Raw genomic sequence first — 535 nt, 5'->3', positions numbered from 1 at the left:
GGCCGCGCATCATCGCGCTCCGAGCGCAGGCGCGGGCGCGGCGCGGCTGGATCATGGACACCTATTTGCTCAGACCGGCAGACTGAAGAGCGTGCCCGAACTGCCCGAGGTCGAAGCCCTGGCCGACCACCTGCGCCGCCACGCCGTGGGCCTGCCCGTCGGTCGCGTCGACGTCGTCGCCCTGTCGGTGCTCAAGACCTTCGACCCCCCGGTCAGCGCGCTGCAGGGCCAGGCGGTGGTGGGCGCCGAGCGCTGGGGCAAGTACCTGGGCCTGCGGACCGAGACGCTGTCGCTGATCACGCACCTGTCCCGGGCGGGCTGGCTGCGGTGGTCCGAGAAGTTGGCCGCGGCGCCGTTGCGGCCGGGGAAGGGCCCGATCGCATTGCGGGTCCACCTCGGCACTCCCGGCGCGGCGCCCGGCTTCGACCTGACCGAGGCGGGTACGCAAAAGCGGCTGGCGGTCTGAGCAAATAGGTGTCCATGATCCAGCCGCGCCGCGCCCGCGCCTGCGCTCGGAGCGCGATGATGCGCGGCC

Annotated in this window: 3 pseudogenes; 2 read left to right on the top strand and 1 reads right to left on the bottom strand. The window is 73.1% G+C overall.

The window, feature by feature from the left end:
- A pseudogene (locus tag A5714_RS26125) lies at positions 1-86 on the top strand (precorrin-6A synthase (deacetylating)); the annotation flags it as partial.
- A 5-nt stretch (positions 87-91) separates the two neighbouring features.
- Positions 92-463: pseudogene (locus A5714_RS12535) on the top strand (DNA-formamidopyrimidine glycosylase family protein); the annotation flags it as partial.
- Here A5714_RS12535 and A5714_RS26120 read toward each other — a convergent pair.
- Positions 459-535: pseudogene (locus tag A5714_RS26120) on the bottom strand (precorrin-6A synthase (deacetylating)); the annotation flags it as partial. The pseudogenes A5714_RS12535 and A5714_RS26120 overlap by 5 nt on opposite strands.

The organism is Mycobacterium sp. E2462, from assembly GCF_001672685.1.
Classification (GTDB): Bacteria; Actinomycetota; Actinomycetes; order Mycobacteriales; family Mycobacteriaceae; genus Mycobacterium.
The sequence above is the reverse complement of the archived record's forward strand: the minus strand, read 5'-3'. Positions and strand labels throughout refer to the sequence as shown.